The sequence below is a fragment of the Microbulbifer maximicatervae (SeqCode) genome (assembly GCF_052467955.1).
On sequence record NZ_CP174329.1, the window covers coordinates 4120584 to 4146115 of the forward strand.

General features: G+C 47.2%; 24 protein-coding genes. 17 read left to right on the forward strand and 7 right to left on the reverse strand.

The window, feature by feature from the left end:
• Positions 1-82: 82 nt before the first annotated feature.
• The 5 genes from dnaE to ACJJI5_RS17745 form a co-directional block, all read right to left on the reverse strand.
• Entirely contained in the window at positions 83-3601 is a 3519-nt protein-coding gene (dnaE, locus tag ACJJI5_RS17725) for a DNA polymerase III subunit alpha (protein WP_445354790.1), read from the reverse strand.
• Positions 3602-3659: 58 nt separating this feature from the next.
• A complete protein-coding gene (locus ACJJI5_RS17730; RefSeq protein WP_444898156.1) occupies positions 3660-3875 on the reverse strand; it encodes a DUF1289 domain-containing protein in 216 nt (71 codons plus the stop codon).
• A complete protein-coding gene (locus ACJJI5_RS17735) occupies positions 3868-4404 on the reverse strand; it encodes a gamma carbonic anhydrase family protein (RefSeq protein ID WP_445354791.1) in 537 nt (178 codons plus the stop codon). The genes ACJJI5_RS17730 and ACJJI5_RS17735 overlap by 8 nt, the downstream gene beginning before the upstream one ends.
• 98 nt (positions 4405-4502) lie before the next feature.
• Positions 4503-5024 carry a methylated-DNA--[protein]-cysteine S-methyltransferase gene (locus ACJJI5_RS17740; RefSeq protein WP_445354792.1) on the reverse strand — a complete coding sequence of 174 codons (522 nt, stop codon included), beginning with the start codon at positions 5022-5024 and terminating at the stop codon, positions 4503-4505.
• On the reverse strand, positions 5021-6487 hold the full coding sequence (locus tag ACJJI5_RS17745) for an AlkA N-terminal domain-containing protein (RefSeq protein WP_444942365.1): 1467 nt from the start codon (positions 6485-6487) through the stop codon (positions 5021-5023). The genes ACJJI5_RS17740 and ACJJI5_RS17745 overlap by 4 nt, the downstream gene beginning before the upstream one ends.
• Positions 6488-7816: 1329 nt before the next feature.
• Between ACJJI5_RS17745 and ACJJI5_RS17750 the strand changes: the two genes are divergently transcribed.
• The 3 genes from ACJJI5_RS17750 (at position 7817) to ACJJI5_RS17760 (ending at position 9212) form a co-directional block, all read left to right on the forward strand.
• Positions 7817-8227 carry a DUF6896 domain-containing protein gene (locus ACJJI5_RS17750; RefSeq protein WP_445354793.1) on the forward strand — a complete coding sequence of 137 codons (411 nt, stop codon included), beginning with the start codon at positions 7817-7819 and terminating at the stop codon, positions 8225-8227.
• A 72-nt stretch (positions 8228-8299) separates the two neighbouring features.
• Positions 8300-8683, forward strand: a complete 384-nt coding sequence (locus tag ACJJI5_RS17755) for a hypothetical protein (RefSeq protein ID WP_413662942.1) — start codon at positions 8300-8302, stop codon at positions 8681-8683.
• 91 nt (positions 8684-8774) lie between these two features.
• Positions 8775-9212, forward strand: a complete 438-nt coding sequence (locus ACJJI5_RS17760) for an SUKH-3 domain-containing protein (protein ID WP_445354794.1) — start codon at positions 8775-8777, stop codon at positions 9210-9212.
• A 72-nt stretch (positions 9213-9284) separates the two neighbouring features.
• On the opposite strand, the gene ltrA (ACJJI5_RS17765) is transcribed toward ACJJI5_RS17760, so the two are convergent.
• Positions 9285-10556 carry a group II intron reverse transcriptase/maturase gene (gene ltrA, locus ACJJI5_RS17765; protein ID WP_445354795.1) on the reverse strand — a complete coding sequence of 424 codons (1272 nt, stop codon included), beginning with the start codon at positions 10554-10556 and terminating at the stop codon, positions 9285-9287.
• A gap of 736 nt (positions 10557-11292) precedes the next feature.
• Between ltrA (ACJJI5_RS17765) and ACJJI5_RS17770 the strand changes: the two genes are divergently transcribed.
• From ACJJI5_RS17770 to ACJJI5_RS17780, 3 genes are all read left to right on the forward strand, one after another.
• Positions 11293-12849, forward strand: coding sequence for a transposase (locus ACJJI5_RS17770; RefSeq protein ID WP_445354760.1), 1557 nt, complete (start codon positions 11293-11295; stop codon positions 12847-12849).
• A 157-nt stretch (positions 12850-13006) separates the two neighbouring features.
• Entirely contained in the window at positions 13007-13339 is a 333-nt protein-coding gene (locus ACJJI5_RS17775) for a hypothetical protein (protein ID WP_445354796.1), read from the forward strand.
• 115 nt (positions 13340-13454) lie between these two features.
• Positions 13455-14147 (forward strand): tetratricopeptide repeat protein, encoded by a 693-nt coding sequence (locus ACJJI5_RS17780; RefSeq protein WP_445354797.1) that lies wholly within the window; start codon positions 13455-13457, stop codon positions 14145-14147.
• Positions 14148-14203: 56 nt separating this feature from the next.
• Here the strand turns inward: ACJJI5_RS17780 and ltrA (ACJJI5_RS17785) are convergent, their stop codons facing one another.
• Positions 14204-15475, reverse strand: coding sequence for a group II intron reverse transcriptase/maturase (gene ltrA / locus ACJJI5_RS17785; RefSeq protein ID WP_445354798.1), 1272 nt, complete (start codon positions 15473-15475; stop codon positions 14204-14206).
• 659 nt (positions 15476-16134) lie between these two features.
• Between ltrA (ACJJI5_RS17785) and ACJJI5_RS17790 the strand changes: the two genes are divergently transcribed.
• The 11 genes from ACJJI5_RS17790 (at position 16135) to ACJJI5_RS17840 (ending at position 24803) form a co-directional block, all read left to right on the forward strand.
• Positions 16135-16644, forward strand: a complete 510-nt coding sequence (locus ACJJI5_RS17790; protein ID WP_444957082.1) for a hypothetical protein — start codon at positions 16135-16137, stop codon at positions 16642-16644.
• A 66-nt stretch (positions 16645-16710) separates the two neighbouring features.
• On the forward strand, positions 16711-17076 hold the full coding sequence (locus ACJJI5_RS17795; protein WP_445354799.1) for a hypothetical protein: 366 nt from the start codon (positions 16711-16713) through the stop codon (positions 17074-17076).
• Between the two features lie 64 nt (positions 17077-17140).
• Entirely contained in the window at positions 17141-17539 is a 399-nt protein-coding gene (locus ACJJI5_RS17800; RefSeq protein WP_445354800.1) for a hypothetical protein, read from the forward strand.
• A 135-nt stretch (positions 17540-17674) separates the two neighbouring features.
• Complete coding sequence (locus tag ACJJI5_RS17805; RefSeq protein WP_445354801.1) at positions 17675-18103, forward strand: MAPEG family protein; 429 nt, start codon at positions 17675-17677, stop codon at positions 18101-18103.
• 91 nt (positions 18104-18194) lie between these two features.
• A complete protein-coding gene (locus tag ACJJI5_RS17810) occupies positions 18195-18557 on the forward strand; it encodes a hypothetical protein (RefSeq protein WP_445354802.1) in 363 nt (120 codons plus the stop codon).
• Between the two features lie 111 nt (positions 18558-18668).
• The gene (locus ACJJI5_RS17815) at positions 18669-19004 is read left to right on the forward strand and encodes a hypothetical protein (protein WP_445354803.1); all 336 of its coding nucleotides are present in this window, start codon (positions 18669-18671) and stop codon (positions 19002-19004) included.
• Between the two features lie 124 nt (positions 19005-19128).
• The gene (locus ACJJI5_RS17820; RefSeq protein WP_445354804.1) at positions 19129-19455 is read left to right on the forward strand and encodes a hypothetical protein; all 327 of its coding nucleotides are present in this window, start codon (positions 19129-19131) and stop codon (positions 19453-19455) included.
• A gap of 127 nt (positions 19456-19582) precedes the next feature.
• Positions 19583-19828, forward strand: coding sequence for a VF530 family protein (locus ACJJI5_RS17825; RefSeq protein WP_445354805.1), 246 nt, complete (start codon positions 19583-19585; stop codon positions 19826-19828).
• Between the two features lie 631 nt (positions 19829-20459).
• Positions 20460-20870, forward strand: a complete 411-nt coding sequence (locus ACJJI5_RS17830; protein ID WP_445354806.1) for a hypothetical protein — start codon at positions 20460-20462, stop codon at positions 20868-20870.
• A 1449-nt stretch (positions 20871-22319) separates the two neighbouring features.
• Complete coding sequence (locus ACJJI5_RS17835; RefSeq protein ID WP_445354807.1) at positions 22320-23090, forward strand: alpha/beta hydrolase; 771 nt, start codon at positions 22320-22322, stop codon at positions 23088-23090.
• Positions 23091-23963: 873 nt separating this feature from the next.
• Positions 23964-24803: an alpha/beta hydrolase family protein gene (locus ACJJI5_RS17840; RefSeq protein WP_445354808.1), complete on the forward strand. Its 840-nt coding sequence runs from the start codon at positions 23964-23966 to the stop codon at positions 24801-24803.
• Positions 24804-25532 lie beyond the last annotated feature (729 nt).

A 25532-nucleotide genomic window follows, 5' to 3' on the forward strand; every position in this document is an offset into this window, starting at 1 on the left:
CTTTAACTCTTTTTGTTACCACCGGGCTATCACAGCGGCATAGCTTAACTGTACAGAACCAGTCAGTCGAGCCCGGTAGATTTTAACGCCGTTGTGCGTATTGAAGCGCCACCTGCTCACGTCCCAACAGTTCCCTGAGGGACTGGACCATCTGGTCGTTTGGTTCTACGTTCCACTGCGGCGGCAGTCGGTACAAGCCCCGGGCATCGTGGCGGGAAACCTCAAGGCTCACCCCGCACTGACCACCGGTATAGGGTTGCAGGCAAGCGGCCAGCCGCTTGGCCAGCCCCGGTGCCACACTGCCGCTATCCACTCGCAAACGCACCCCGGTTACCCGGCTCTGGCGCAGCTCATCGAGCGTGGAAACGCTGTTTACTGTCATCTTCAGGCCGCCGCTGTAATCGTCAGTGGCAACCGGTCCATCCAATACCAGCAATGCATCTTTGGCCAACTTGTCTCTATGTTCGCCAAAGGCCTCGCTGAACATGGCCGCTTCAATACGGCCACTGCGGTCATCCAGGGTAACAATAGCCATGGAATCACCGCGTTTTGTTTTCATTACCCGCATCGCCACAACCAGACCCGCAACTTTTTGCGATTCCCGGCCGGGTTTCAAATCGGCGATTCGCGCCTTCACCAGGTGTTGTAACTCACCGGCATACTCGTCAATCGGGTGCCCAGTGAGATACAGACCCAGGGTATTCTTTTCGCCTTCCAGGCGCTCGCGGATACTCCAGCAGCGTGTGCGACGGAAATCCTCGTACACATCGCCTTCCGATGCCTGGGGCACCACTTCGCCAAACAGGTCCATCATGCCCGCATTGGCATTGGCCTTTTGCTGTTCCGCCGCTTTTACCGCTTCATCCAGCGCGTTAAACAGCACTGCACGGGAATAATCCAAGCCGTCGGCACCATTGGTATCCGGGCCTATGCTGTCCAGTGCCCCGGAGCGCACCAATGCCTCCAGCGCGCGCTTGTTCACCTTGCGTGGGTCAACCCGCGAGCAGAAGTCGAACAGGTCGGTAAAGGGACCGCCCTCTTCCCGCGCCGCAATAATATTTTCAATTGGACCTTCACCCAGGCCCTTAATCGCACCGAGACCGTAGATAATGCGATTGTCGATATCCACCGAGAACTGGAAGCTGCCCAGGTTCACATCCGGCGGCACCAGCACCAGCTCCATGGCTCGGCACTCTTCGATAAAGGTCACCACCTTATCGGTCTTATCCATATCCGAAGACATAGTCGCCGCCATAAACTGGGCGGGATAGTGCGCTTTCAGCCAAGCGGTTTGGTATGACACCAGTGCGTAAGCCGCAGAGTGCGATTTGTTAAAACCATAGCCTGCGAACTTCTCTACCAGGTCGAAGATCTTAATCGCAAGTTCGGGGTCAATTCCTTGCTCTTTTGCCCCATTTTCAAAAGTGGCCCTCTGTTTGGCCATTTCCTCCGGTTTCTTTTTACCCATCGCCCGTCGCAACAGGTCGGCGCCACCGAGGGTATAGCCCGCCAACTCCTGGGCGATCTGCATCACCTGTTCCTGGTAAACAATAACCCCGTAAGTGGGCTCCAGTATCGGTTGCAGTTTTTCGTGCTGGTATTTGGCATCCGGGTAGGCCACCTGGGCGCGACCGTGCTTACGGTTAATAAAGTCATCAACCATGCCCGATTGCAGCGGACCCGGACGGAACAGGGCCACCAGGGCGATCATATCTTCCAGGTTGTCCGGCTGTAGGCGCTTGATCAGGTCCTTCATACCCCGGGATTCCAGCTGGAATACCGCCGTGGTCTCTGCCCTTTTGAGCATTTTGAAGGTTTCTTCATCGTCCAGCGGCAGCGCGGCAATATCCAGGGGCTCCTCACCCACGCGCGCGCGGGTCTCATCCACCATGCGCTTGGCCCAGTCGATGATGGTCAGCGTCCGCAGGCCAAGGAAGTCGAACTTCACCAGGCCCGCATCTTCCACATCGTTTTTATCGAACTGGGTTACCAGACCCGCACCGGTCTCGTCACAGTAGAGCGGCGCAAAGTCGGTGAGCTTGGTGGGGGCGATAACCACACCACCGGCGTGCTTGCCCACGTTACGGGAGACCCCTTCGAGTTGCAGGGCCATCTCCCAAATTTCCTGGCCCTCATCGTCGTGGTCGAGGAATTCCCGCAGGATCTCTTCCTGGTCGAAGGCCTTTTGCAGGGTCATGCCTACATCGGGGGGAATCATTTTGGACAGCTTGTCGGCGAGGCCGTAGGACTTGCCCTGTACCCGCGCCACATCTCGCACCACCGCCTTTGCGGCCATGGTTCCGAAGGTAATAATCTGGCTTACCGCCTGGCGGCCATAGTTATCCGCAACGTAGCCAATTACCCGGTCGCGCTTCTCCATACAGAAGTCGATATCGAAGTCGGGCATCGACACCCGCTCCGGGTTCAGGAATCGTTCGAACAGCAGATCGTATTGCAGCGGGTCCAGGTCGGTAATGTCCAGCGAGTAGGCCACCAGGGAGCCGGCACCGGAACCCCGCCCCGGGCCCACCGGGATATCGTGGTCTTTGGCCCACTGGATAAAGTCCATTACGATCAGGAAGTAACCGGGGAATCCCATCTGGATAATGATATCCAGCTCAAAGCGCAGGCGGTCTTCGTAGACCTGGCGACGCTCGGCATAGTCCGCAGCAGACTTGTCGAGGATGGTGGCGAGGCGCCGCTCCATACCTTCATAGGAGACTTTTTCGAAGAACTGGTCTTCGGTCATACCCTCGGGAATCGGATATTCCGGCAGGAAGTATTTACCCAGCTGGATCGGTGCGGAGCAGCGCTTGGCGATCTCCACAGTGTTTTCCAGGGCTTCAGGGATATCGCTAAACAGCTCCCACATCTCTTCCGGTGTGCGGAAATACTGCTGCGCGGAGTAGCGGCGTTCGCGGCGGGGATCGTCGAGAGCGCGGCCTTCGTGGATACAAACGCGCACCTCGTGGGCCTCGAACTCGCTCTCGTCCATAAAGCGCACGTCGTTAGTGGCTACCACTGGCAAGTTCAGGTTCTGGGCCAACTTCACCGCCGAGTGCAGGTAGTCCTCATCGCCGGCGCGACCGGTGCGCTGTAACTCCAGGTAATAGCGGCCGGGGAATAACTCCGCCCAATCCCGTGCCAGCTCCTCCGCCTGGGCGCGGCGCCCCGCTACCAATGCACGGCCCACATCGCCGTACTTGGCACCGGACAGCATCAGCACCCCTTCGCTGTACTCCTTAACCCATTCGCGCTTGATATAGGCGTTACCGTGATACTGCCCCTCCATCCAGGCGCGGGAAATCAGCTCGGTAATATTGCGGTAGCCGTCGGCGTTCATCGCATAGAGCGTGATCAGCGTAGGCTTGCCCTCGCCGCCTTCGCTGAGCCAAAAATCCGCTGCGGTAATCGGCTTGATACCGGAGCCCAAACAGGCCCGGTAGAATTTAATCTGCCCGTAGAGGTTGCACTGGTCGGTAATCGCCAGGGCTGGCATTTCCAACTCCTGGGCGCGGGCGATGGCCGGCTTGATTCTTACCAGGCCATCGATCAGGGAAAATTCTGAGTGAATTCTTAGGTGGACAAAGGGTTGGGTCATAGTCGCATTTAGTTCCGGGCCCTGCGAGGCCCGGCCCCGACAAAGCGCTATCTATTGTTTACCAGATTCGGCCCATTTGCCGCGCGCGCTCGGTGCAGAGCTTTAACACTGCACGGCGCTCATCATTGTTCATGGCGCCCCAGCGGCTGATTTCATTACCACTGCGAAAACAGCCCTCGCACAGGTCCTGCTCATTCAGGGCACATACGGAGATACAGGGGGATTTCACCGGGCGCTCTTTCGGCTCCACGGTTTTTACCGGTTGTTCAGACATCTTTAGCCTCAAGCGGGACCAGTTCACTGGCGAAATGTTTGCCGTTGGCCGCATAGTGATCGCTGCTGGCTTTGAGCAGCTCGTAGGTGGCGGGATCGAGAGATTTTACTACCTTGCCGGGAGAGCCCAGCACCATAGAGTAATCGGGGATTTCTGTGCCCTCGGTCACCAGCGCATTGGCGCCAATGATACAGCACTTGCCGATTTTGGCCCGGTTTAAGATCACGGCATTGATACCAATCAGGCTGTAATCACCAATGTCACAGCCGTGCAGCATCACTTTATGGCCTACGGTGACACCGGTGCCGATGGTTAATGGCACACCCACATCAGCATGCAGAACCGAGCCATCCTGTACGTTACTGTATTCACCGATAGTGATCAGCGCACAGTCACCGCGCACCACCGCGTTAAACCATACGGAGCTGTGCGCAAGCATACGCACATCTCCAATCACATGGGCACCGGGCGCAATATAGTGGCCCTCACCTTCCAGTTGTGGCTGTTTATCCCCCAATCTGTACAGCATTTGGCCTCCGGCTCAATATGATTATGAACCGCTCATTATCTCGCGCCAAAGAGGCCGTGGCTAGGGAGAGATGATTGCGCTTTTCCCAATATTACCGGCTAGAGCAGCTCGCCCTGCTGGACAAAGTTGGCACCCTCAAGGGTGAGCAAGCGCGCTTTCAAAGACAGGCCGCCGGCGTAGCCGGTAAGGCTGCCATTGGCTCCGATTACACGATGGCAGGGAATAACGATGGCAATCGGATTCGCACCATTGGCCCGCGCCACCGCGCGAATAGCCCGTGGCTGACCCAACCACTGGGCTTGCTGGCTGTAACTGCGGGTTTCGCCAAAGGGAATTTGCAACAGGGCATCCCAAACCCGGCGCTGGAATTCAGTGCCCTTTGGCGCCAGAGGCAGATCAAAATTTTTGCGCTGGCCGGCGATATATTCCCGCAACTGCTGGGCGGCCAAATCCGTCAACTCCGAGGCGCCCCGCTGCCAACCGGCCCCCAAACGCAGTGGCCGTTCATCGTCATAAAACTGGAGTGCAACTATACCTCGGGAGAGACCCTCTCCCTCCTGCTCGCAGGCCGCGATGGCAACATCCCCCAATTCCGTGGTGTAACTCTCATAGACAATCATTTTTTCTCTCCAGATTTCAGGGACTGCCACAACAAGATGGCTCCATATGCCCGCCAGGGCCGCCACTGCTCAGCCCGCTCCAGGGCCTGCTTGGGTTTTGCCTTTTCACCATCACTGCCCAGGGCTTGTAGAATACCCAAATCCGACGCGGGGAAAGCGTCCGGCATCGACAGGCCGCGCATAGCGATATAATGCGCAGTCCAATCGCCAATACCCGGCAGTGCTGTGGCCTGGCTGCACCAATCCTCCAGGGACTGATCGGCAAAACTCACACGGCCATCCAAAGTTGCGGCGACAAACTCCTGTAGGGTTTTCATCCGGGCCCGAGTCAAGCCCAGATCGGCAAAGTCTGCCTCAGCGAGACGCTCCGCCGTTGGGAATAAAAACCGCTCCCTGCCAGCATCGTCCACAAACGATTCCCCGTAGCGGGCCACGATACGTCCGGCAATAGTGGTCGCCGCCGCGACACTGATCTGCTGACCGAGAATCGCCCGCAGTGCATATTCGAATGGGTCCCAGGCACCGGGCAAGCGCAGGCCCGGATTCTTCGCCAACTGATCCGCCAGCAATGGATCTTCGTTTAATACCGTCTGGATCTCTTCAATATCCGCATCCAGATCAAACAGCCGGCGCAGGCGCTGGTTCAGTAGATATAACCCTGCCCCACCTTCCTGACCAAAAACTTCCACCACCAGACGATTGCGTTGCGGATCGTGGGAAACCTCCATCACGCCACGACAGGCATCCAGTTCGAAACTGCGTGAATAGACCTCCCCCTCCACCTGCTCTACCCCGGCCAAAGCGCGAGTTCCCAAGAAAGCCAGGAGTTGTTGCCAATCTAACGGCGGGCGGTAATCCAGGTACAACCGCACCCGTGTGGCACTCGCCTTCTCCGCGCGCTCTGCGTGTCCCTCCCTGCGCACCTCGGATGGGGTGCGCTGATAGATCTGTTTGAATACGCCGTTAAAGCGCCTCAAGCTGTTAAAACCAGACTCGTAGGCGATTTCAGCAATAGGCAAGTCCGTATCTCGCAGTAAGCGAAAAGCAAACAGTGCCCGCTCGGTTTGCCAAACTGCCAAGGGGCTTACGCCCAGATGCTCAGAGAACAGGCGGCGCAAGTAGCGGCTGCTGACCCCGAGACGCTCTGCCAATCGCTCTACAGATTGAGGCTCGCGCTCACTGCGCATCAGTTTTAAAGCGCGCTGTACGGTGGTCGAAACCAATCCCCAAGCTGGACTGCCCGGCGCAGAATCGGGGCGACAGCGCAGGCAGGGCCTAAAGCCCGCATTGGCCGCCTCCGCCGCAGTCTCAAAATAAGTGACATTGCGCTCCAGCGGTGGCCGAGCGGGACAGATCGGACGGCAGAAAATGCCGGTTGTTTTCACTGCGGTATAGAACCGCCCATCAAAGCGCCGGTCTCGGGCCAATCGCGCACTGGAGCAAACTGCTGCATCAATCTTCATAAGTCTCTCTCGTTTCTGGCTACCAGTGTATGGATTGGACGGTATCGGAACTAGTCATAAACGGAACTGACCATTTTGGGCTGTAGACTTATAAGTCAGGCAGCCGCGGCCTGAGAGAGGGAAGCCAATTAGATACTCTTGACTACCTTACGCAAAAAGGCCCTCTGCCGATAAGTCACACCTAAAGATTTTTCTTTAAATAAACTGATAAAACGGAGGCTTTTAACCATTCCAGGGAGGTATTTGTAAGTGGGTTAAACAGCCCCGGAATAGCCCAACTAACCATCAGAAACGCTAATTGATACAAACCCTGAAACGTAAATGTTCAAGGCAATCGCAACGGAGTCACTCATTCTTTGCGCACCTTGAAAACTACAAATAGTAAGCGCAACTCGCCGCAAATGGACCTAATCCTTTCCAAGCCCCGTAATGCAGCAGCTATCGCTTTCAAGACACACCCTTCGACGCTTGTAGAGTTATTAGCAACCTGCACCGCGACGTCGTAATGGTCCAGACATTTCCGTCGAACCGCGTCTTGATTGGGAAACGCCCGGTTAGCCAGAAGTATCATGAAATTAATCAGCAGCACTATAGATTTGAAATACCCAGGCCATAGCTGTTGCTCAATTCCAGCCCTATCTGCACTAACGATCGCTAACAATTAATGGGTATACAGAGGTATTTTTGATCATCTGGACTGTTATTTTTGAAGAACAGCTTTATCAGGCAAAAATTTTATGAAATACAAAGAGTTACAAAGGTAGTCTTTTTTGGGGATAGTAGTCAAAGTGATCATTTTTATATTTGGTACGACTGACATAAAAGCAAGCAATCTTTTGATTTGAATAACATTTTTTAGCCAAGGCGTAAGATTGATTCCAAGATAGTAATCAGGATAATAGTGATCATAATGATTACTATATAGCTGTTATTGGTCACTCGCTCCAGTTTTGCGGGGGTTCAATAAAGGATAGCAGGTAATTATTAGTTTGCTGTATAAAAAAACAGTATTGGCGGGAAAGCCCATAGTCAACGGTTCGACCTTCATGTAAGCTTCGAAGCTTCAGCGACGCTCGCATAACGAAGTTAATGCGGACGGCGCAGCCGCTTCGAAGCAAGGCCGCGAACCTAGTGCTGCTAGTTTCTCTCTCCGAATCGTGGTAGAAAACAAAAGAAAGATATTTGTAGTGAATTTGTACACAGTGCCACGAGCAACAAATAACAACCCGATTATGCGGAAACCTAAAAGTTGTCATTCCCTTTGCTTGCGCAAAGGCACTGCCAACTTTCTTAACGGTTCCGCATATCTATTTTCGTTATGTGTAAATCATGAATACTGAACTTCTAAAAATCATCTCCGACTTCAAAGAAAAAGTTGAAGAGGCCAATGAGCTACTTAAGAGGTATCTTGAGATTGATGAACCTCATAATTGGGGGCCGCCTATTGAGCAGGTTGGCATGCTTGGAGGGAAGCATAAGTACTTTTTCCACGGTATTGGCTGTAAAGTTCATATCAGTAAAAAAGACATTGTTGACTTCGACTATGGAGCCAATGGTCGTATTGATGGTTTCGATGAGTGGAGACTATGTGGCTTCGTTCGTACTCGTAGCAAGCAATATCCCAATGTAAAAGAAAGTAATATTAAACAATGGTTTCAAGAGGCTATTGAAGCCAAAGAAATAAAGAAAGCGGATCCGAGAGAATATGGCAATTTGTACTATCTCGTGCAAAACACATAACAAAGCAAGGCAAAATCGCCCTGCGGGCTGGACGCGCTAACGCGCGCCTTTGCTTGCGGCGTTAGAGAACCAATGAATAACGAACATAGGGCGCGGGATTGGATTAACTTTATTTTAGAGAGATGTCAGTTCCCTGATGCACCAGCGCTAAAGAATCACCTCGATAAAGCCGTGTTTTCTGAGTTCTGTCAGTGCGGTTGTAATAGTTTCAAGGTCCTGGTCCCGGCTTTCACCAAAGCAATTGCAGTTCCAGGTAAATATGGTGTAATTTTTGAAGCACACTTTAATCTTGCAGAAGCCGGTAAAACGTTAGAGATCCTAATATTCTCAGGAAAATCAGGAATGGTTGAGTACATTGAAATAGACTGTTGTGGTAACAACTTGCCTGTTCCAGAAGCAGTTGAGGTTGTTGGGGAACCGTTTCATGTCAGTGCCGGTAGTGCGCTCGCTCTCTAACAAGAGCCGGCACAAGCGCGCACTTCGTGCGCTGGACTCGCAACAAGTTGCTCGCCTGTGCGGCGGGCGTTAAGCCTCTATTGAGATCGAGATGAATACGGATGAATATCTAAATAAGCTATTTGTAGATGCTGGTTGGTATGAAGGTAGAGATATCGAATTAGAGGACCTACGTGATATCGATACGGGGTCACACTCAGCCGCAGTGAAAATCCTCAAAGAGTATGGAGGATTATCTGTCGGAGAAACTGGGCCAGGTAGAGAGTGTGCAGCGAGTGATATCGAATTCTATACAAGGCCTCGTTACGAAGCTGATGGCATGTGTGAAGAATGGGAAGGTAAAGTTGGCCACCTAGTAGCTATTGCAAGTGCTCACCATCAGCATATTATGGTTCTGGTGGATTCTCAGAGCAATCTATACATATTTACAGATCCAAATGAACAACTTTACTATGGTGGCTCATTTTCTAAGGCTACTGCAAAATTGTTATTTGGCTTAGATTATGGCCCCGCAATAAAAAAGGCTTAAATCGGGTAGCCGGTAGTTTCTAGCTACCGGCCCCCACACCACCCATCGTGCGGGTCCGCAATGGGCGGTTCCCTATCCGTAATGAATCTCTACCCAACGATCTCGTAATGAAATCAAACCCATCTCTTCGAAGAACTCATTATTGAGCGCAATATGAATACCCTCAGTTTTTGCGCTTCGCCAGTAACTTTTACCGGACGAGCCGCAGGTAACTGCCAGCGACTCACTCACACCCATACGCAGTAAATTTCGAACTTTCGTTCTCACTCTGCGCCAATTCTTCCAATAGCTCATTCTTAATCGCCGTCGTATCCAGCAGTCAAGATCGATACATTTTTGATAGCCTTGCGCTATCCTAAAATAGTTGATCCAACCACGGAGGTATACGGTAAGTTCTTTCAGTTTCTTTTCCATCGAAATACCACGAGATCGCCCTGTAATCTGGCGGACGCAGTATTTAAATTGGCGCAGTGACTTATCATGCCAGACAAGCTTTGCTCCACGGAAAGAAAAACCCAGAAACTTACAACGACTAACCGGGACTACTTGGCTTTTTGCATCGTTAACTTTGAGTTTAAGCTTGCGCTCAACAAAGCGTTTGATGCTAGCCATAACCCGTTCGCCGGAACGCTTAGAGGAAACAACAATCACAAAATCATCCGCATAGCGGACAAAAAGGTGTTGGCGTTTTTCCAGCTCTTTGTCGAGCAGATCGAGTACAATATTGGACAGCAGCGGCGATAAAGGGCCACCTTGCGGCACCCCCTCATAACACGCTTGCCAACATCCATCTTCTACCCAGCCTACGCGCAAGTAGCTTGCGATCAGTTTGAGTAAACGCTTATCGTTAATTCTTTGGCCGAGTAAGCTCATGAGAAAGTCATGATTCACTCGATCGAAGAACTTGGATAGATCGACATCCACCGCTATTCGCTTGCCACCCTCGATATACTTTTGTAGCTTTTTCACCGCGTGATGCTGTGATCGCTTTGGCCGGAAGCCATAGCTAAACTCTGAAAAAGTCACATCGAAAATAGGGTTGATGATTTGCGCGATTGCTTGCTGAATAACACGATCAAAAATCGTAGGTATCCCTAGACCTCGCTGACCACCGTCTGACTTGCGAATGTAGATGCGTCTAACAGGCAGCGGCTGGTAATGACCTTGCCGAATGGCTTCGATAATTTCATCCCCAACTGCCTTGAAGTGCTGCACAAAATAATCAACGGAAATCCCATCGATACCTGCGGCACCTTTATTGGCTCGAACGTGCTTCCATGCAGCATTGAGGTTTTCTTTGCTGAGGATAGCGTCGAGTAGATTTTCATTTGAGTTGAGTGTCATGGCAGTGCGCTACGTCAATTTTATATCCGGCTGGCAACATATCGGTAGGCTAGCCCTGTCTTTTAACTCGTGGATTTTGGGTTCAGGCCTTCACCCTGTCCAAGGTATTAATCTTGGCATTTGGCTACTATGCCGTCGGCTGACTTCTGTTTAATCACCTCGATCATTACTGACCAAGGCGCCGCTGTGTCCCACCATTTTTGTCTACCCCACGATGGTGGCTAGCGGGCTGGGCCTACTTATGAGTCAGCGGCCACGCTGACAGCTTCACAGCAGCAAGCTAAACAGATCTCCCCAGATAAGAACGTGAACTTTCACTACACAACTGCATCATTTACTCTACCCGTTAGACCACATGGCTTTGGTATCCTTGGCTACCTCGCCTCCAGGCTAAGCCTTATATGATGTTTCTGTTCGTCAGCTCGTAGTTTTGCTAGCGGCTTCCTCCCCACAAGACCTCACGGTATTGCAGTTGCCATTCGCTAGTAGTTGGCATTTAATGAAGTCCATTAAACGGTGATCTTTCTACAGGGGACTTTCACCCCATTAGTTCACGCCCATGCTGGGCGTACCAAGTGGCTGCAACCGACCGCAAAAACCGTCACTTGTTTTGCCAAAAATCCGGCAAAACAACCGCCATTTTTGCGGCGGCTGAGCCAGGCGTTCAGGCCGTAGAAAAACTCTTAGAAGGTAGCTTTTTTGTTAAAATGGAGGTCTTGATGTCGAGATTATCCATATGCCCAATTTCAAACGTTACGATTACAACCAAGATGCAATGGTCGTCATCAATTTCGAAGAACAACTACAACCTGAAACCTTTGAGTTTACACTTCATCATTTGATTGATGACCATATCGACCTCTCTGTCTTCCATAAAAAATATCAAAATGATAGCGGCGGACGAACAGCTTATGATCCAGCTATCCTCCTGAAAATCATATTGTTTGCTTACTCAAAAGGCATTACCTCAAGCCGTGAAATTCAATGGCAATGTGAGAAAAATATCCTCTTCAAAGCACTGTCATGCGATACCGTTCCGCATTTTACTAGTATTGCAAGTTTTGTAAGCAGTTATCCTGATGCGATTGAGTCGGTGTTTGAGCAAGTGTTACTGGTCTGCGATCAGCAGGGGCTGCTTGGCAACGAACTTTTTGCAATAGATGGGTGCAAGATGCCATCCAATGCCAGCAAAGAACATTCGGGGACTTTTAAAGAGCTAGAACAGAAGCAGGAAAAAATTCGCAAGAAGATCAAACATTGCCTCAAAGAGCATAAGAGGCTTGATGGCAGGAAACCTAAAGAAAAAGAACGAAAGCAAGCAGTAGCTAAAGCGGCTGATACTCTGCAGAAACACTTTGATAAAATTGATCAGTTCTTAAAGAATCACTCTCCCAGAATGGGGCAAGGTAAAAACCCTAAAGAGGTAAAAAGTAATATCACGGACAATGAATCAGCCAAGATGACTACCAGCAAGGGAACCATCCAGGGCTATAACGGTGTTGCCGCAGTTGATAGGAAGCATCAGATAGTCGTTGAAGCACAGGCCTTTGGTGAGGGGCAAGAACATCATACACTGAAGCCTATTCTCGATGGCATCAGTTGCCATTATCAGCATATAGGAATAGATGAAGACATCTTGGCCAAACAGGTCATCATTACTGCTGATACTGGGTTCTCTAACGACGCTAACTACAGCTACCTGCGAGAGAACGGCATCAATGCCTACATACCTGACAATAAATTCCGTTCGCGTGATAAAGCTTTTGCTAAGCAAAAAACCAAGCATGGCAAGCGCAAACAAAAAGGTGGGGCTAATGTCCAGCAGACTATCCCTGCTAGTGAATTTACATTCAACAAGAAAAAGAAAACCTGCATCTGTCCAGCAGAAAAAACCATGCTCTTGTTAAAAGAAGAGCATGTCAGTGAAGGTAAGAAAAAACTAATGTTCGAAGGGCGCCTTACTGACTGCAGGAAATGCAGCCTTAAAAATCAGTGCATGCGAAATCCAGATTCTGCCGACTCTCGAAAAGGACATGGAAGGCAAGTATCCCTAACTTGGACAAACGGACGGACAGCCACTGACTGGATGAAAAAGCGGGTTGATAGTATCGAAGGCAAGACCATTTATGGGCATCGAATGTCTGTTGTTGAGCCTGTGTTTGGGAACATCGGTACCAACAAGCGATTAAATCGCTTCTCGCTACGAGGAAAAAGTAAGGTTCAGGGACAATGGCGGATGTTCTGCTTGGTACATAACATTGAAAAGTTGATGAGATATGGCAGTATTCACTGATTGAGGATGAATTAAGGGCGTCAAGACGCCTAAATTTAATACAATGAAAGAAATTTGGTGGTATAGCTAAATTTAGCCCGAAATTTTAATTAGAGGAGCCTGAGGATTGGCAGCTTTTTCTAAAACTGTTTTTCTACAGCCTCGTTAGGCGACAAGAATGGCGATTGAGATTTACTATGATTCAGCTCTTAAAGGCACAGACATACGTGGAGCCGCTATTCATATTGATGATGTTCTTCATGAACAGTTAATAAATTTGTGTGTTTCGAATGAAGCTAAATATAGCCACCTAGTTGCTATAGCTCTTATCGAAGACGATCAATGTCTAGATATAGACCCAGGAAGTACAGAACGGTTTATCCTTGAGCTAAGAGCTCTAATGGATGAAGACACTTTGTTTGAACCAGTAAAACCAAGCATTGAACGGTTTATTTGTGTTTTAAATAAGGCAAATGAACATCATAGTAAATTAAATGTGTACCTTGACTGAATTTTACCGCCTAACAAATAGCGGCAATACGCAGCCTTTGGCTGCCGGACTCAGCACTGTGTGCTTCGCCGTTGCGCCAGGCGTTAGCTACTCCCACACCTAAAAGTACGAGTAAATGAAGAAGATAATTTCAGTAGTAGGATTAATCATTTCAATGAACACATATGCGGGTCTTGATGAAGGAATAGAGCTTTATCATGCAGGAAAATACAAAGAAGCATTTGTAATGTTTAATACTGAATCTGAAAAAGGTGACCCTGCTGGTCAGCATTTAACTGCAAGCTTGTATTACCAAGGGTTAGGAGTCGAAAAAGACCTAGAGATTGCAGTAAAGCTCTTCAAGCAAGCTGCTGAAGGAGGGTATCTACCTTCTATTGCTAATTTGGGTCTTATGTATATGCAGGGTGACGGTGTAGAGCAAGATCCAAATTCATCATTTAGGTACACTGAAAAAGCAGCAGAACTTGGTGATTTGCAAAGTATTTTCAACCTTGGTCAATTTTATCGTAAAGGATTTGGTGTAGAGCCGAACCAAGAAAAAGCGGCTCAATGGTATGGGAGTGCAGCTGAAAGTGGTGTTATTCAAGCACAGAACGAGTACGGGCTTATGTTTGCTCAAGGACATGGCGTTGAACTTGATTATGTTAAAGCTTATGCATGGATCAAAATGCCTGCCGAAGCTGGAGATGGTCAAGCGTTAAAAAACCTTGCCCAACTCAAAGAAATTTTAGGCTCTGATATCAGCAAAGCCGAAAAACTTGCTGAAGAGTACAAATTAAAATATGCAGCTAAATCGGGTAGCCGATAGTTTCTAGCTACCGGCCCCCACACGACCCATCGTGCGGGTCCGCAATGGGCGGTTCCCTATCCGTAATGAATTTCTACCCAGCGATCACGTAACGAGACCAATCCCATCTTTTGGAAAAGCTCTTTGTTGAGTGTAATATGAATACCTTCCGTCTTTGCATTTCGCCAGTAACTTTTACCGGACGATCCACAAGTGACAGCCAGTGATTCACTCACACCCATGCGCAGTAAGTTTCGGACTTTCGTTCTCACTTTACGCCAGTTTTTCCAGTAGCTCATTCTCAATCTTCGTCGTATCCAGCAGTCAAGATCGATACATTTTTGATAGCCTTGCGCTATCCCAAAATAGTTGATCCAACCACGGAGGTATACGGTAAGTTCTTTCAGTTTCTTTTCCATCGAAATACCACGGGATCGTCCTGCAATCTGGCGGACATGGTATTTAAATTGGCACAGTGACTTATCATGCCAGACAAGCTTTGCCCCCCGAAAAGAGAAGCCTAGGAACTTACAACGGCTGACAGGAACCATTTGGCTTTTAGTATCGTTAACTTTGAGCTTAAGCTTGCGCTCAACAAAGCGTTTAATACTCGCCATAACCCGTTCACCCGCGCGTTTAGAGGAAACCACAATCACAAAATCGTCCGCATAACGGACGAAATTGTGTCTGCGTTTTTCCAGCTCTTTGTCGAGCAGGTCGAGTACAATATTGGAGAGCAGCGGCGATAAAGGACCACCTTGTGGCACTCCCTCGTGACAAGCTTTCCAACATCCTTCTTCTACACTTCCTGCGCGCAAGTAGCTTGCGATCAGTTTAAGTAAGCGCTTATCGCTGACTCTTTCGCCAAGTAAACTCATGAGGAAATCATGATTTACCCGGTCGAAGAATTTAGATAAATCGACATCCACTGCTATTCGTTTCCCTCCCTCAATATACTTTCGCAGCTTTTTCACCGCATGATGCTGCGATCGCTTTGGGCGGAACCCATAGCTGAACTCCGAAAAGGTTTTATCGAAACTGGGACCGATGATTTGGGCGATAGCCTGCTGAATAACACGATCAAAGATCGTAGGTATCCCGAGACCACGCTGGCCACCATCTGGCTTGCGAATGTAGACCCGCCTGACGGGAAGCGGCTGGTAATGACCCTGTCGAATGGTCTCGATGAGGTCGTCGCCAACTGCCTTGAAGTGCTGCACAAAATTATCGACAGTAATCCCGTCAATGCCTGCGGCACCTTTGTTGCTTCGCACGTGTTTCCATGCAGCATTAAGATTTTCTTTGCTGAGGATGGCTTCAAGCAGATCTTCATTTGAGTTGAGTGTCATGGCAGTGCGCTACATCAACTTTAACCGACTGGAAACATATCAGTAGGCTAGCCCTGTCTTTCAACTCGTGGATTTAGGTTCAGGCCTTCACCCTGTCCAAGGTATTAATCTTGGCATTTGGCTACTATGCCGTCTGCTGACTTCTGTTTAATCACCCTACTCATTACTGAGCGGAGCGCTGCTGTGTTCCACCATTTTTTTTCTATCCCCGCGATGGTGGCTAGCAAGTTGGGCCTATTTATGAGTCAGCGGCCACGCTGACAGCTTCACAGCGGCAAGTTAAACAGATCTCCCCAGATAAGAACGTGAACTTTCACTACACAACTGCATCATTTACTCTACCCGTTAGATCACATGGCTTCGGTGTCCTTGGCCACCTCGCCTCCAGGCTAAGCCTTATATGATGTTTCTATCCGTCAGCTCGTAGCTTTGCTCGCGGCTTCCTCCCCACAAGACCTCGCGGTATTGCAGTTGCCATTCGCTAGTAGTTAGCATCTAATGAAGCCCATTAAACGGTGATCTTCCTACAGGGGACTTTCACCCCATTAGTTCACGCCCATGCTGGGCGTACCAAGCAGCGGCAATACGCACGCTTTGCGTGCCGGACTCAGCACTTCGTGCTTCGCCGTTGCGCCAGGCGTTAAACGGTAATCGTAGATATGAGTAAGAAAAAGGCATTTAGCTTCACGAAGGGTTATACGTTTACCTTCGAAGAAGACGGAGCCGTAGTTGAGGCTTGGTTCAGTGCTCTTTCTGGACTTGAGAAAGTATTTGTAAATGGCGAGCTAGTATCTTCTCAAAGAAACCTATCAACTGATTCAACCAATAACTTTTCTATTGGGGAAAATGAATATTCGACAAATCTCAACGTAGTAAGCTTATTGAAAGGTCCGTTTGTATGCACACTAAGTAAAAACGGCAAGGAGTATAAGAGGCAAAAGCTAGTTTTTCCCAAGGCTGAACCATCGAGGAAAGGCCTGCCTTTTATTGTTAGGCTTTCGTTCTTCATTCTTTTAGGTACATGCTTTGGCGCTGCCAGTTCTTATTGGCAGCTTTCCAAAGAGTCTATTTGCGTGTTTATCGCTCTAATATTTGTAGTTGTATTCGCCTATCACTCCAAGAACTACAAAGGAAAGGGACCGGTGATTGAGTATGAAGAAATCGTTTAACAAACATAGGCAAGGGGCGGACAAACCGCTGGTTTGTCCGCCCCTAATACGGTCGTTAGGCATCTAATGAGAGTAATCGCACTTTTTATAGTTTTATTTTTATCACTAGCAATGGCCAAGGAATTTGAGCCCCCTAAGTGGTATCCACATAAAGACTATACACCGTCAGATAAACTAATCCTGGCCTTCGATGTCGCTCAGGAATATTATGTAAAGAATTTAACCAGCACAAACCAACCTATTGATTATGAGTTTCATGCTTATGCAACAGATGGTGGCTATATCGTTTCAATTATGGTGCTTTATCGTGAGAAGGATGGCAGGCATAGCGTGGCGATGGATGGCGAACACTGTATATTTTTGAATCAGCAATACATAATAAAAGAATCAAGGCAGTGCATAGCAACAGAGCCAAATCCTTTAAAGCAGTGATATCTAACAACCCACAGCAATCGCTTCCGTTGGTTGCTGGACGTTAAGCATACAGAGAAATATCGTGCCACGATTAAAAAAAATATATATTTGTGTAATTGCTGCATGCTTTATGATCGGATGCATTAATCACGTAGCAGATATCGTAAATGGTGGCCCTTTTCCATATACCTTCGCGCCATTCGGTTTTAATGTGTTCTGGACTGCATTGTCTGTAATTGATCTCCTTGTGGTGGTTTTACTTATAGCTAAATTGAGAGCAGGCCTAATTTTCGCTGCCATAGTTATGGTGCTAGATGTTACCTTGAATTCATATGCAATTTACGGTGTAGGAGTGAAGCTTGCATTTTGGCCTGTACAAATTCAAACGCTATTTTGTGGCTTTGTTCTTGGAGCATTACCGGCATTGTGGGACATAGCTCCTCGCCATAGTATGGTGGAGGCCAATGAGATAAGTGCTTAACAATCACAGACACATTACTGCGGGACTTTGGCCCTTCACGGGATGGCCTACGCGATGCTCCAACAGCCCATTTTTGTAGCCGTTATCCCGCGTTCAACCCTCTAACATCAGTAACTAATAAAAAGGAATCAACGGATGATTGAAAGTGCTCAAATAATTCAGCCTGTAATTGCCTTGATAGCTTGGTCTATGATTATGTGGCTGTGGATGTACGCGACACGATTACCTGCTGTGAAGAAAGCTAAATTAAAGCTTGATCCGAATGCTCCTCGCGGAGAGCAAATGTCAACCCTGCCTCCCCATGTTCGTTGGAAAGCTGATAATTATAATCATCTCATGGAGCAACCAACTATTTTCTATGCATTGGCAATATCGCTTGCAGTCCTTGGCGCAGAAGATGGCATAAATTTTATTCTGGCATGGACATATGTCGGTATTCGAGTAATTCATAGTATTGTGCAAGCAACTTTCAACAAAATTGAAATCAGGTTTTTAATATTTGCTCTATCAAACATTCCATTAATAGCCTTAACGGTGAGCGCTGTGCGAACTACATTCATGTAATAAAACCAGCGGGCATAACAAAACTTCGGCGTTCGGCAGCAAACTGCCAGGGACGCCTACGGCGCCTCACAACTTCGTGTTAGCACAATATATGAAAGCACATATACCTTACGAAGAAAGATCTGGAAGAAAGCCGGATTTTGTAGTCAGGTACAAGATAGACTTATCTGAAGAGAATAAAAATGCCAAGCCGGGACAAGGAATGAGAGTGGATTTTCTATATGACGGGGATGATCCGCAAGTTGAAGGTATACACATGATCTGGCCAGAGATTCTTGATGAAGATGGCAGAGTCATAAGAGATACTACTCCAGGTAATATTCCTAATGAAGGCTTTGCCAATATGTGGATATTAAGTGAAGAGCGCCGTGAGTATCACCATAAAAGGCTTAAGATTGGTACAAAAGGGACTTGGTGGCGCGGTGGTCGCATTGCTAATGTCACAGTAGTTTAGATCAATGCTGTTAAGTAGTACTTACAAATTGTGGCACAATCGCCCACAAAGGATGCGGGCTGGACTCGCTACACGTCGTTCCACTCGCCTGTGTATAAGGCGTTAAAAGTTATGAAAATAATCGCAGCATTAATTTTGACTGCTCTATCTTCTAGTGCCTTATCATATCAGGTAGTTTCAACAGCGGTCAGATCTCTATTAGAATCAGGGAATACAGATAGCTTCGTTCACGTCGGAAACAGCACACAGTCAGAATTCAATAAGCGGCGAAGTATTGCTTCGTCATGCACCCTCAACATTCTAGAAGGCGATACCAAACAACCAATAGGTGATGGTAGTGCTAACAATCATGCTCTTATTATCTGCCCTGGATTTAGAGCTCTCGGCATTCGTTTAAAATCTGAAGAGTCTAGCAAATACCATATATTGGGTTACTGGTGCCAGTGAGCTTTTAACAAGTTGCTGCATCCCCCCACCTATACTCCGTTCGCTTTGTGCTGTACGCTACGCTAGCACAAAGCGGCTCCATTCCGGCGGCACCGGTGCAAGGCGTTATGTGTAAGGAAGAATTGTGGATGTAACTACACTGAGAGAAAAGCAGGAAGAGCTATTTCAGTCAGGTAAAATCAACAAGGCTGAATACAATGAGCTGTCATCGATTCACCAGAGGATATCTGAAATATCATCGAAGGCTGAAATGAGCTCAGAGGAAGCTGAAAAGATAGGTGAACTATTGCAATCTAGCTCAAACATTCTATTAAAAGATGCTATCGAAACAGATACCACCTTTACTCAAAAGTTAACAAAACGAAGTAATCAAAGATTTAAACAATGTATCACTATATTACTTATATCCACATTTATTAGTATATCAATTATAATTATTAAAGGGCTTTAAACACATAATAAGTTTAGGGAAAGGACTGGCAAGCCTGTCACCTAATTTCATTTGCGATTACGTGCCAACTTCATCAGCCCATGTTCACGGCATTATGCGTCATTAAACATAGAGTATTAATTGAAAAATGAGTAAAGATCAACCAAATAATCCGCTACACGGTATTACTCTTGAGAAAGTTGTTACACGTTTGCAGGAACATTATGGCTGGGATGGTTTGGCAGATAGGATTAATATCAATTGCTTTAAGAGCGACCCATCAATTAAATCTTCGCTCAAGTTTTTACGCAAAACCCGGTGGGCACGAGATAAAGTCGAGGATCTGTATATCTCAACTTTTGAAAATAAATCTCCGTGGGCTAATCGTAAATAAGCACTATTTGGTAGCCACATAGATGTCGCTGTGATTAGGTAGGGACAGGCGCATAAATAGGGTAGCCGGTAGTTTTAGCTACCGGCCCCCACACACATATCGTGCCAGTTCGCAATGGTGACTAGCGGGTTGGGCCTACTTATGAGTCAGCGGCCACGCTGACAGCTTCATAGCAGCAAGCTAAACAGATCTCTCCAGATAAGAACGTAAACTTTCACTAAACAACTGCATCATTTACTCTACCCGTTAGATCACACGACTTCGCTGTCCTTGGCCGCCTCCCCTCCAGGCTAAGCCTTATATGATGTTTCTGTTCGTCAGCTCATAGTCTTGCTAGCGGCTTCCTCCCCACAAGAACTCATGGTGTTGCAGTTGCCATTCGCTAGTAGTTAGCATTTAATGTAACCCATTAAACGGTGATCCTCCTACGGGAACTTTCACCCATTATTCCGTGGGCGTACCAAGCACATCAAAGTAAGTCCCAGACAAACGTGTGGGCCGGACAATTTGTCGCACCAGCATTTTGTGCGTTAAAATAATCGAAAAAAACACCTTCACACCAAATTGCCCTTTATGCGAGTGTTATGCGGTCAATCATTTAAATATTTATAATATATAAGGAAAACTAAGCATGCCTGCAGATTGGATATTGATTTTTCAAGGAATGGCCTCTTTATCTGCCATGATACAAGCCGCGAAAGCAGGACTAGATATAACCGGTATCACGAAAGATGAATTGGCCGAAAAAGTTCGAAGTGCAGAGTCAAATGCCAGGGCTGTTTACGAAGCCAGTACTGAAAATAGGGAGTTTGCTTCATCCTTAAGTGAATCAGAAATAGAGTTAATAAATAAAAAACTGGACGAGGCAAAGGAGCGCTGGTATGAGGCAATCTCACATAGTGATGATCAAGCCGATTGGGCTGAAGCTACCGATCGTTCAAGGTCTGATCAATGTGCCCTATTAAAAATTGCTAAGCAGTTACATCGAGGCGTTTTACCTAAAGAATGGTACAAGCTTTGGGTAGATCTCGGTTGCTGCTAGACACGTAACAAAAGCCGACACAGGCGCACCCTTCGTACACTGAACTCACAACAATTTGCTCGCCTGCGCAGTGGACGTTATGCATCTTAGGAACTTATGAATAAGAGAGAAGATAGTGTACTACCTTAGACCTAAGGGCTATCGAGCAAAAATTGAGTGAAGCGGACAGAGAAGCATAACAAACAGCAGCACGTACCCCCGGCAAAGATGACAGGCTGGACGGCCTACACGCCGCTTCGCTTTATTTTGGTTACCCGTGTATTGGGCAGGTTTCTAAAGCATGAATGACACAACACTAACAATACTTGCTGGTAGTTTTGAGTTCGGACTTCTAGCTACTCTTATAATTATTGCTATTCAGTTTCGATCTCAGAGGGATTTAGTCATTCCTGCTCTAGGAGCAGCCACTCCACTCTGTTTATTCATGCTTTATGGTTTGTTCCAGCATTATTTCCTAAACCCGCCAGAAAATAATATGCATATGGCAGGCTTCGTTATGGGCTTCATCCCATATATTTGGTGCATTGTAGCTGGCCTTGTATTGGGGTTGGTCACGCCTCAACAGGTAAGCCCTATAGCGCGCTATTTCATAGGCCTTATTTTTGGGCCTACTGCAGTGGCTATACTGGTAGCAAGCCTATGAATCAGGTAGCCAAGTAGTTTCTAGCTACCGGCCTCCACACCACTCATCGTGTAGGCCCACAAAGGGCGCCCCTTATCCGTTGAATCTCTACCCCAACGATACTATCGTGCAGCTCTTCATTTGGGCTGAATCTCATGGCAGTACGTTACCTGAACTTTATCCGACTATCGGTGGACTAACCTTGTTTTCTAACTTGTGGATTTTGAGTTCAGGCCTTCACCATATCCAAGATATTGATCTTGGTGTTATGCTACTATGCCGTCGCCTGACTTCTGTTCAAGTAGCTTGGCCATTACTGACCGAGGCGCTTCTATGTTCCACCACTTTTATCCCCGCGATGGTGGCTAGCGGGTTGAACCTATTTATGAGTCAGCGACCACACTGACAACTTCATAGCGGCAAGCTAAACAGATCTCCCCAGATAAGAATGGGAAATTCCACTACATAACTACATCATTTACTCTACACGTTAGGTCACATGGCTTCGGTGTCCTTGGCCACCTCGCCATCAAGCTTAGCCTTATATGATGTTAACGTTCGTCAGCTCGTAGTTTTGCTGGCAGCCTCCTCCCCACAAAACCTCACTGTGTTGCAGTTGCCATTCGCTAGTAGTTAGCATTTAATGAAGCCCATTAAATGGTGATCTTCCTATATGGAGCTTTCACCCCATTAGTTCACGCCCATGCTGGGCGGGCGTACCAAGTCAAGGCTATCGGACGCTTCGCTCCGCAGCTTGAGGCGTTAACTGCTTTATTAGCAATTTTACTTGCAAGTGGAAAATCAAGAATACAAAAAGAGGGATTTCATTGAAAACTATATTCTCATTAGTAATATTCTTAATATTTGCGACATTTGAAACTGTTGCTGAAGAAGTTGATACAAAAAAAGATTATCACACCTTTGTTTTGGTACATGGTGCTACAGGCGGTGGATGGGACTGGAAAGAGGTTGGTAAACACCTTAGCGCTAAAGGTCATACCGTCTACAGGCCAACACTAACGGGGTTAGGTGAGAGGCATCATCTTTCCTCTCCTGATGTTAACTTAACCACACATATCAACGATATCGTTAACCTGATTATTTTTGAAAAATTGAAAAATGTGGTACTTGTAGGTCATAGCTATGGTGGAATGGTAATCACCGGAGTTATCGATCGTATTCCAGAGCGAATTCATCATGTTACATTTTTAGACGCGAAAGTACCTGAGGATGGCATGTCAATGATGGAGGGGCAGCCAATACCTGCGGAACATAAAGTGGTAAATGGTCAAGTTCACTTCTCATGGATTGATGTTAATTCCGAATTTCCACGAGATGTTACGCAGCCATTAAAAACACTTACGGAACCTGTATCGTATAAGAATCCTCTGGCAAAACAACTCAATGTCACTTATGTAGCTTTTATTCCTGAGGGGGTGTCAAAAGCTGATAGAGCTAAAGATCCTTCTTGGCTTCGGGCAGTAGAGCGGAAATGGACAATTCGTACATTTAATGGTGATCATGTGATTTATCGGGCCAAGCCCAAAGAATTTTCAGAGATGCTTGAAGAAACCGTAAACGATACAAATAATATTTAAATATTTTGTGGCACGCAGTTAAATCGGGTAGCCGGTAGTTTCTAGCTACCTGCCCCACGCTACCCATTGTGCCGGTCCGCAATGACTGGTTCCCTATCCGCTGAATCTCTACCCAACGATAGCGTCGAGCAGATACTCATCTAAGTTGAGCGCTATGACAGTGCCCAACCTCAACTTTATCTGACTAGAAACATATCGGTAGGCAAATCTGGTCTTTTAATTCGTGGAGTTTGGGTTCAGGCCTTCACTCTGTTAAAGGTATTAATCTTGGCACTTGGCTACTATGCCGTCAGCTGATTTCTATTTAATCACGCTGTTAATTTCTGACCGAGACGCTGCCGTGTTCCACCACTTTTTTCTATCCCCGCGATGGCGGCTAATGAGTTCGGCCTACTTATGAGTCAGCGGCCACGCAGACAGCTTCATAGCAGCAAGCTAAACAGATCTCTCCAGATAAGAACGAGAACTTTATATACACAACTGTATCATTGACTCTGCCCGCTAGATCACCCGACTTCGGTGTCCTTTATCCCCCGCCTCCAGGCTAAGCCTTATAGAATACTTCTGTTTGTCATCTCGTAGTCTTGCTAGCGGCTTCCTCCCCACAAGAACTCATGGTGTTGCAGTTGCTATTCGCTAGTAGTTAGCATTTAATGGGACCCATTAAATGGTGAATGTCCTACAGGGGACTTTCACCCCATTAGTTCAAGCCTATGCTGGGCGTACCAAGCTTATCAACCAGCGCCACTTCGTGGCTGGACAGTCAAAGCGCTGCTTCTTTTGTGCATTTGCTTTGCAAATTGTCGCAGATAGCTTCATCACTTTGCCTGCCGGTTATAAAGGCCTTATACAATCATTTAAATAGGTAATGTTTTGAAGTACTTGTTTCTTGTAGTTTCTATAATTTCAAGTGTATGTTTTGCTGATCCACTAGAAAACACATCAAGAAAAGAGCTAGTCAATCCGAAGACCAATGGGAAGATTTGGGTTTACCTTCCGGCTGATTATGGTAAAAAATCTCTACCTGTGATACTTGTTCCACCCGCGGGAACACGATTATTTCACGGAATGAGCTTAAGTAGTGGTGACATCCCTGAACATACACCTTATGTAAAAGAGGGCTTTGCTGTAATTAGTTTTGATTTAAGCGGATCATGGCCGGCAGATGAAACAGATCAGAATATATTTATGGCAATAAATAACTTTGTTTCAAGAAATGGCGGTGTGGATGATGCGAAGGAAGCATTAAGTATAGCTAAAAGTAAATACCCCAATTTGGATCTTAATGAGGTTTATATTGCAGGTCATAGCTCAGCTGCGACAGTTTCACTTATGGCGGCTCAGCAAATCCCAGAAATAAAAGGAGCTATCGCTTATGCACCAATCATTGACCTTGAGAGTTATTTAGCCGATATAGCTAGTCAAGTTACACCGATAATCCCAGAATTTAAAAAAGTTCTAATTGATAGGTCACCTCATAAAAATCTGGGTATGTATCGCGTACCTGTTTTCCTCTTTGTCGCTAAGGATGACGAGCATATGTCCGATCAAAAGAACAGTTATATAAAATTTATCAAAGCACTTAGGAATAGGAATGTTCAACTTACTTTCAAGCAAGCTAACAGGGGCGGCCACTATCAATCAATGATTGATGAAGGTATCCCGTCAGCAATTAGCTGGTTAAAAACACTAAAAATAAGTAATGAGAAATAGGTATAAATCGTGTAGCCGGTAGTTTTTAGCTACCGGCCCCACACCACCCACCAATCGTACGAGCCCGCAATGGGTGGCTCCCTATCCGTAATGATTCTTAATTTGGTCTAGAATCAGGTGCATATCTTGGAACTGGTTGAACTTGTAAATCAGCTCATTTGGAAGAATCAAAGCACTAATCTGCCACTCAACTAAGCATAGGTGAGAATACAAATTGGACTTATTTTTCGAGACAGCCTAAATAGTTAAGAGCGCCAGATAATTGAGGAGGCAGCTTACAATAAATCCACTAGGCCATCTGAGGCTGCGCTCAAAGCGGCACGTTGTAATAGTGTTACACGCACGGATCAAGTGAATGTTTCTATAGCTGAGGCAGATCAAGATATACTCGCTTGTTATTAGGTTTTATCTCAACTCAGGCCACATATATCTAAAGAAAATTTCTTGAAAAGGATCTTATCTTTAATTCACAACAGCGGGTATAAACTGGCCTAGCTCGGCGATAACGGCGTAAAAGCCGTAGTAGGTTATCGCATATCTGACTGGCTACATACAGGAAAATATCTAGAAATTGAGGCTGCATCAGGTTCGCCTTGCTTCTGGTGTCTAACGAGAGCAAGCTCACAAATTCTATATGGGAAAAGGCATGGTATGGGAAGCAAAGTACTTTTACACTAATGTTTAAAATCCATAACCAAGCTATTAACCTAACCTCTGCGTACTATCAAT

Excerpts from the sequence above, each read along its gene's own strand:
- dnaE (WP_445354790.1), bottom strand. The coding sequence starts at position 3,601 with ATGACCCAACCCTTTGTCCACCTAAGAATTCACTCAGAATTTTCCCTG.
- ACJJI5_RS17730 (WP_444898156.1), bottom strand. The coding sequence starts at position 3,875 with ATGTCTGAACAACCGGTAAAAACCGTGGAGCCGAAAGAGCGCCCGGTG.
- ACJJI5_RS17735 (WP_445354791.1), bottom strand. The coding sequence starts at position 4,404 with ATGCTGTACAGATTGGGGGATAAACAGCCACAACTGGAAGGTGAGGGC.
- ACJJI5_RS17740 (WP_445354792.1), bottom strand. The coding sequence starts at position 5,024 with ATGATTGTCTATGAGAGTTACACCACGGAATTGGGGGATGTTGCCATC.
- ACJJI5_RS17745 (WP_444942365.1), bottom strand. The coding sequence starts at position 6,487 with ATGAAGATTGATGCAGCAGTTTGCTCCAGTGCGCGATTGGCCCGAGAC.
- ACJJI5_RS17750 (WP_445354793.1), top strand. The coding sequence starts at position 7,817 with ATGAATACTGAACTTCTAAAAATCATCTCCGACTTCAAAGAAAAAGTT.
- ACJJI5_RS17755 (WP_413662942.1), top strand. The coding sequence starts at position 8,300 with ATGAATAACGAACATAGGGCGCGGGATTGGATTAACTTTATTTTAGAG.
- ACJJI5_RS17760 (WP_445354794.1), top strand. The coding sequence starts at position 8,775 with ATGAATACGGATGAATATCTAAATAAGCTATTTGTAGATGCTGGTTGG.
- ltrA (WP_445354795.1), bottom strand. The coding sequence starts at position 10,556 with ATGACACTCAACTCAAATGAAAATCTACTCGACGCTATCCTCAGCAAA.
- ACJJI5_RS17770 (WP_445354760.1), top strand. The coding sequence starts at position 11,293 with ATGCCCAATTTCAAACGTTACGATTACAACCAAGATGCAATGGTCGTC.
- ACJJI5_RS17775 (WP_445354796.1), top strand. The coding sequence starts at position 13,007 with ATGGCGATTGAGATTTACTATGATTCAGCTCTTAAAGGCACAGACATA.
- ACJJI5_RS17780 (WP_445354797.1), top strand. The coding sequence starts at position 13,455 with ATGAAGAAGATAATTTCAGTAGTAGGATTAATCATTTCAATGAACACA.
- ltrA (WP_445354798.1), bottom strand. The coding sequence starts at position 15,475 with ATGACACTCAACTCAAATGAAGATCTGCTTGAAGCCATCCTCAGCAAA.
- ACJJI5_RS17790 (WP_444957082.1), top strand. The coding sequence starts at position 16,135 with ATGAGTAAGAAAAAGGCATTTAGCTTCACGAAGGGTTATACGTTTACC.
- ACJJI5_RS17795 (WP_445354799.1), top strand. The coding sequence starts at position 16,711 with ATGAGAGTAATCGCACTTTTTATAGTTTTATTTTTATCACTAGCAATG.
- ACJJI5_RS17805 (WP_445354801.1), top strand. The coding sequence starts at position 17,675 with ATGATTGAAAGTGCTCAAATAATTCAGCCTGTAATTGCCTTGATAGCT.
- ACJJI5_RS17810 (WP_445354802.1), top strand. The coding sequence starts at position 18,195 with ATGAAAGCACATATACCTTACGAAGAAAGATCTGGAAGAAAGCCGGAT.
- ACJJI5_RS17815 (WP_445354803.1), top strand. The coding sequence starts at position 18,669 with ATGAAAATAATCGCAGCATTAATTTTGACTGCTCTATCTTCTAGTGCC.
- ACJJI5_RS17825 (WP_445354805.1), top strand. The coding sequence starts at position 19,583 with ATGAGTAAAGATCAACCAAATAATCCGCTACACGGTATTACTCTTGAG.
- ACJJI5_RS17830 (WP_445354806.1), top strand. The coding sequence starts at position 20,460 with ATGCCTGCAGATTGGATATTGATTTTTCAAGGAATGGCCTCTTTATCT.